This window comes from Methylacidiphilum sp. Yel (assembly GCF_004421185.1).
In the GTDB taxonomy this organism is placed as follows: Bacteria; Verrucomicrobiota; Verrucomicrobiia; order Methylacidiphilales; family Methylacidiphilaceae; genus Methylacidiphilum.
Genome location: NZ_LXQB01000078.1, coordinates 93,196 through 99,195, shown reverse-complemented (window position 1 = coordinate 99,195; position 6,000 = coordinate 93,196). Strand labels below are relative to the sequence as shown.

5 protein-coding genes and 1 tRNA gene are annotated in these 6,000 nt (G+C 40.9%); all 6 read left to right on the top strand.

Annotated elements, in window-relative coordinates; genetic code table 11:
- Positions 1 to 210 precede the first annotated feature (210 nt).
- The 6 genes from A7Q09_RS09945 to A7Q09_RS09920 all read left to right on the top strand — a co-directional run bounded on the left by A7Q09_RS09945 (position 211) and on the right by A7Q09_RS09920 (position 5,429).
- Positions 211 to 903, top strand: coding sequence for a hypothetical protein (locus tag A7Q09_RS09945; protein ID WP_134391289.1), 693 nt, complete (start codon positions 211 to 213; stop codon positions 901 to 903).
- A 186-nt stretch (positions 904 to 1,089) separates the two neighbouring features.
- Positions 1,090 to 2,658, top strand: coding sequence for a glucose-6-phosphate dehydrogenase (gene zwf / locus A7Q09_RS09940; RefSeq protein ID WP_134391288.1), 1,569 nt, complete (start codon positions 1,090 to 1,092; stop codon positions 2,656 to 2,658).
- Between the two features lie 15 nt (positions 2,659 to 2,673).
- Positions 2,674 to 3,351, top strand: coding sequence for a 6-phosphogluconolactonase (gene pgl, locus A7Q09_RS09935; protein ID WP_134391287.1), 678 nt, complete (start codon positions 2,674 to 2,676; stop codon positions 3,349 to 3,351).
- 369 nt (positions 3,352 to 3,720) lie between these two features.
- A complete protein-coding gene (locus tag A7Q09_RS09930; protein WP_244228647.1) occupies positions 3,721 to 4,446 on the top strand; it encodes a lipopolysaccharide assembly protein LapB in 726 nt (241 codons plus the stop codon).
- Positions 4,447 to 4,488: 42 nt separating this feature from the next.
- A tRNA-Cys gene (locus tag A7Q09_RS09925) sits at positions 4,489 to 4,560 on the top strand.
- Between the two features lie 104 nt (positions 4,561 to 4,664).
- The gene (locus tag A7Q09_RS09920; protein ID WP_134391285.1) at positions 4,665 to 5,429 is read left to right on the top strand and encodes a hypothetical protein; all 765 of its coding nucleotides are present in this window, start codon (positions 4,665 to 4,667) and stop codon (positions 5,427 to 5,429) included.
- The last annotated feature ends 571 nt before the right edge of the window (positions 5,430 to 6,000 follow it).

The window sequence follows — 6,000 nt, the reverse complement described above, 5'->3', positions numbered from 1 at the left end:
GGCTCCAGATTTGCCCAAGAGTGATGGAACTGATCAAACAGGTCTACTATGGCAAGCCTGCTACGCCACCTGCGGTTGTGTTGAACGACCCAGAGAGAACCACAAAAATGGAATTGTGCGAAATATAAGTTGAAAAAAAAGGCGGGAAACCTATAATTATTGGCAAGGTTTCCCGCTCGAGCCTATAAAAGAATTATTTGGAGTATTCAAATGAAAAAATCTCCGCAAAGCAATAAGAAAATACAAATAAAAATATTGGCTATTTTGTGTGTGCTTCTTTTTTCCCCATTTTGCTCTCTTTCTTCCGTGTTTGCGCACGGCCGATTAGTTCCTTCTAAACCTTTATGCCCCATTCAACAAAAAGGCGATTTTGCTATTCATATGGATGTTTTCCCACATTCTAAACTTACAGATTTAGAAAAATGTGGGACTGTTTATTGCCATGAAGTGCCTTTTACTGGCAATATGACACTTGTATTTGATCTCTACAGTGTTCAGAATGTTCTTAACCATACCCCTGTTCGCATTGAAGTGATTGAAGAGCCTTTACATCGGTCCATAGCTTCTATTCCTCCAACCATTTATGCTAATGGTATTGCAAAAATTCCTGTGAATTTCAATCATCCTGGCCATTATAAGATTGTGTTGCATGTGCCAAAATCCGCCTCAGAAGAGTTGCTGAATAAGGTTGATTCGATTAGCCAAGATCAGGTTGCTCAGGATGTGGATTTTGTATTTCCTCTTGCCGTTGGTATGCAAAAATATACTTTAGGATGGGTTGCAACATGGGCGATGGGGATTCTTTTCGCTACTTTTGTTCTGAGCTTCATTCTCTATGATGAACGGTCTTTTTACGTTAAATGGAAAATGAGAAAAATGGCCGAAGAAGAAGAGTCAGAATAAAAAAATAACTCTTTATTTTTGACCTTTAAAAATAACTTTTGTTTTTTTCCCTCAGGTTCTCCAGAAGTCTTTATAAAACTTTGGGTCATTTGTTGATGAATTGATTTTTTTTAACACCCTCTTGTTCAAAAGAGTTTTTAAATATTTACTCTTTTCAAAAGATAGTCTTCTAGAAAGGGTTTTTTTATGCAAAGTCATAAAGCTCATCGGTCGACCACATTTGTTTATCCTGCAAAAATTGATCCGACAGCGGTTGTTATTTTTGGAGCGACCGGTGATTTAACCAAAAGAAAGATTATTCCTGCTTTTTATCACCTTCGCAAGCATGGGCGACTACCCGATCATTTCGTCATTGTTGGCTTTGCGCGCAGACCATATGGAGAAAAAGAATTTAGGGCGCTTTTAAAACAATCCCTAGAGGATTATTCCCATACGCATCCCATAGATCCAGAGGTTTGGCGATGGCTCGAGGAAAGAATTTTTTACTTGCAAGGGGATTTAGCAAATCCTGAAGATTATGTGAAACTTGCCCATCTCCTCAACTCTTTGCCTGAATCCAAATATTATAAGGATAACCATCTTTTTTACTTAGCCACCGCTCCAAAATATTTTCCTATTGTTTCGGAAAATTTGGCAAAAGCTGGCTTAAATCCTCAGCCTGGAATCTCTGGACAAAGACGGCTAATTGTAGAAAAGCCTTTTGGTACAGATTTAAAATCAGCCAGAGAGCTAAATTCCATTCTGCAAAAATATTTTCCTGAAAAAAGTATCTTTAGAATAGATCATTATCTAGGTAAAGAAACAGTTCAAAATCTCCTTTATTTTAGGTTTGGTAATTCGATATTTGAGCCTCTCTGGGACAGAAAATATATCGATCATGTACAAATTACTGTTGCTGAGACGCAAACCATTGGGAGTCGTGGAGAATACTATGATGCAACTGGAGCTTCACGGGATATGCTACAAAACCATTTGATGCAGCTTTTCAGTTTGATTGCCATGGAGCCTCCAGCTTCCCTTGAAGCCGAGTCAATTAGGGATGAAAAAGTGAAAGTTTTAAAGTCAGTGCCTATCCCATCTTCCGAAGAATGGCTGCACAATAGCGTCCGTGCTCAGTATGGGCCTGGGATTCTGGGAGGAAAAACAATTAAAGCCTATAGGGAAGAAGATAAGGTCTCTAAGAATTCTCTTACAGAAACCTATGTGTGTGTGAAACTTGAGATCGATAACTGGAGATGGAGTGGTGTCCCTTTTTATTTAAGGACTGGAAAGGCGTTGGCTAAACAATTCAGTGAAATTTGTATCGTTTTCAATCGGCCTCCCTGCGTCCTGTTTGCAAACAGCACCAAAAAAGTGGCAAGAAACTGGTTGAAAATTCGTATTCAACCCAACGAAGGGATTCATCTTCTTTTTAATACCAAAGTGCCCAATCTACCTGCTCTGCAGGAGGCAAAAATGGATTTTTATTACAGGAGATATGGTGATCATTATTTCCCAGAAGCCTATGAAAGATTACTGTTGGATGCCTTGAATGGAGAATCGACCCTTTTTACCCGATCGGATGAAGTAGAGTATGCTTGGAAAATTATCGATGCTTTAAGAAATGCATGGAATGAGGAAGAAGTTGATTCTATTCCTCTTTATGCTCCAGGCTCTATGGGACCTGTTGAAGCAGATGAATTGTTGCGAAGAGACGGCCGCTATTGGGGACCTCCTCCAAAGGAAGAAGAAGAAATACAGGAAGCGGAAAGTTGAATGGTAGGAAAAACTATGAATCGAATAGAGGTGATCTCTTTTGAAAGATTAGAAGAGTGGCTTGAGTATCTTACTTTATCTTTTAAAGAAATAATAAAAACTGCATTATCTCATAAACCTATATGTCATGTGGCTTTATCGGGAGGTAGTACGCCAGTTTCTTTTTATGAGCGGTTGTGCACAGAAGCATTACCCTGGGAAAAAATCTGTTTTTGGCTTGGTGATGAGCGCTGGGTTCCAATTGAAGATGCCCAGAGTAATGAAGGAATGATTCGCAGAACTTTGGGGGCTACGAATAAAGAATTCCAATTTTATGGCTGGCATCTCTCTGAAGAGCCTTCTCAAGCAGCAGCACTCTATGAAAAAATGCTGCTTGAAAAGGTAGGAAATCCTCCCATTTTTGACCTGATTTTATTAGGCATTGGGGAAGATGGCCATACCGCCTCACTTTTCCCTGATTCTGAGGCTTTAGAAGAAAAAGAACACTATACTGCTCTTTCGCTTCAGCCTTCTAGCGGTCAAATCCGACTTACCTTTACTTTTCCTTTGATAAATATGGCAAATCAGATCTGGTTTTTGGTGTCTGGTAATAGAAAACAACCTATCATTGAAAAAGTACTATCTGCGGCTCCTGAAATTCCTGCTGGAAGGGTCATGGCCAAAAACCAAAAGTTGATTTGGCTTAAGGCTTAGCAGTCAATACAGCCATTCTCCCCCCGTAGGTTCGGCAACTTACCTTCTTTTTTCCCATCCCCTCAGCGTAGAGAGGGACAGACCTATCGGTTTTGGAGCTTTCCCTACGCTACCTAACCTCTTCATTTTATAAAGAGTAGAATATTCGTGCGGTCTTCAATCAAGCAGCTTGAGCCTTCTGGTTGTAAGGAAGTGGTTTTCTTGAAAAGTAAGGGAAATTGGCTACAGGTCTTTTTTTGCTTTTGGCACTCTATTTTTAGTGAATTTGAAAAAAGGAGATTGAATAGTTAAATGGCTTATCGCATACATATAAACGGAATAATATAAAAAGTTTTAATTATTCTTTTTATCTATCGTGTGAGCAGGGGAGTGAACAATAAAAAAAGGCTAATTAGACTTTTTAGGAGAAAAAGGAAAGAGCTTTTATCTGTTTTTTGGGCAGCTACCACTATTTTTATTTTTTGGGGTAGAGGCTGGGGATGGAGTGAGGTATTGGAGAATCAAAAAGAAAAGGATAGGGTTTTTTTTCAGGCCTATCAGGATGCTTTGGTAGCCTTTAAAAGGCTTAAGTTAGAGGAAGCGCAAAAAGCTATTTCTAGGGCTATAGAATTAAGGCCAAATGATCCACGTACTATCGTTTTAGCTGCCCGGATCTATTTAAAGCAGAAGGATTATGAAAGGGCGGAAAAAGAGTTGTACAAGGTTTTTAAAATACAACCAGACTATGGTCCTGCCTATCAATATTTAGGAGAGGTTTTCTTTGCAAAAAAAGATTTTAAAGAAGCATTATATCGGTTCGAACAAGCGGCATTACATGATCCTATGAACAAAGAGATTCTTTTGAAAAGGATCTATTGTGAAATTGGATTAGGAAGGCTTATAGGTGCAGAGAATTTGCTTTCTGAATTAAGTGCTTTTGATGAAGCTTCTCCTGGTTATTATTTCGCTAGGGCTGCTCTGTGTAGGTTTCAAAAAAAATATGCGGATGAAAAAAATTTTCTTGATACCGCTCGCATCCTATATGGTAACGATGCTTTTAGTCAGTATCTTGCTGACTATGAATCCTTGTTTGCCAAAAAACAAACATTGAATTAATTTGTTGGCTGAATCAAGGGATGCTATAAAGAGAGGAGTATAGGCGGGGTAGCCAAGTGGTAAGGCCGGGCTCTGCAAAAGCCCTATGCGTGGGTTCGATTCCCACCCCCGCCTCATATTATAGAATGCCATAGGAAGAGGGGGGGTATCTCCTAATAGTGGTATAGCCTTAAGCAAAGGGGTTTATATTAAATGAAAGAGCTGAAATAGTATATATTATGGTTTATTTGAAGATATTCTTTTGGCTTCTTGCTGCTTCTTTTTCTTATATGCTCAAAAAAGAGCTTCCTCTTTTTCTTTATTCCATGGCAATTGGAGCGTTGCTAGGGGCTGTGTGCTGGATAATTGCCAGTACCTATACTCTCCTTTGGAATAAGAAATTTAGGGCCAATCCGATCCATCATCTTTTTTGTGGCTTTGCGGCCGTTGCAACGACTCTTTTTGTGATCTGCTTTTTTTCTTTGAAATATTCTAAGGAGGTTGGCAAACTGATTGTTTTTAATTGGGCAGCCAAAATTTTAAAGGATTCTCGTTGGGAAGATTGGACCTTAGCTCAATCTTATGAGGCTGTTCGACTCAGTGGAAGAGAAAAGTTTCTTCCTCCCCCCCAAGCTCAATTCGTTCCATTGGTAGATCCATACTCCAGAGCGATTGTGGCCAATATCTATGCGAGGAATGCAGCCTACGATTTTTCAAAAAATCATCCCGCTCTTTCTTTGATTATCCGCCCAGATGTTTCTATACCCAGTAGAGCTCTACTCCAAGACATGAACGCTTTTTTCCAAAGTAGCCCTCAAGTCTATCCTGTGGATAGGGCTCTCAAAATCGTTACCTACTACCTCATTTCGATTCTCGATTCTCAAATGGGAAGGCTTGTTGTTTTATCCCGGTCGATCCTTGCACTGCTTTTTGTTGGATTTCAGCTTATCCCTTTTAGCTTGATTGGATGGGCAGCTTATCAGGACATTCGAGTCAGGACTTAGTTTTTTAGCAGCCGAAAAAAAAATACAAGGTCTGTGTTTACAAAAGTGGTTATTTTAACACAATACAGTAAGATAGAGAGGGTCTTTGCTTTTGTGCAGGAGAAAGGTCGCGTCGGTTTTGAAGCTATTAAAAACATCTCGATCTTTGGGGAGAAGCATTGAACCTACAACTACCCCGCCCTAAAGGGCGGAGCTTGTGAAAGCAAGCTAGGTTGAACAGGGAAAGCGGTAGTCAGTCCGCTACGTTTGCAACAGGTCGTTAAGACCCACTCCGGGATGCTTCCTCAGTCCCGGACACTGGGAGGTGGGGATCATGCAGGGCAAAGGCAAAGGCCCTAAGGTTCTCACCGACACCGCAAGGGGTGAGCCGGTTGCAGACATTCCCGAGGGGAGACGGGCAGAGATGCCCGCGTTACAAGGCCCCTAAGGGCTTAGGAAAGCGGGTGCGGAGAGTTGATGGATCGTGGAGGTGCCCGCCTGAACCAAGATAGCATTGGAGGAAGGAGGTGCGGGAACTGGGGCGGCTTACGCCGCCGCGCTATCCCTCCCCGGCATGAATGCCAGGGGCTCC

What these genes read in the sequence shown, in the direction of transcription:
- pgl (WP_134391287.1), top strand. Translation starts at nt 2,674, where the DNA reads ATGAATCGAATAGAGGTGATCTCTTTTGAAAGATTAGAAGAGTGGCTT.
- zwf (WP_134391288.1), top strand. Translation starts at nt 1,090, where the DNA reads ATGCAAAGTCATAAAGCTCATCGGTCGACCACATTTGTTTATCCTGCA.
- A7Q09_RS09920 (WP_134391285.1), top strand. Translation starts at nt 4,665, where the DNA reads ATGGTTTATTTGAAGATATTCTTTTGGCTTCTTGCTGCTTCTTTTTCT.
- A7Q09_RS09945 (WP_134391289.1), top strand. Translation starts at nt 211, where the DNA reads ATGAAAAAATCTCCGCAAAGCAATAAGAAAATACAAATAAAAATATTG.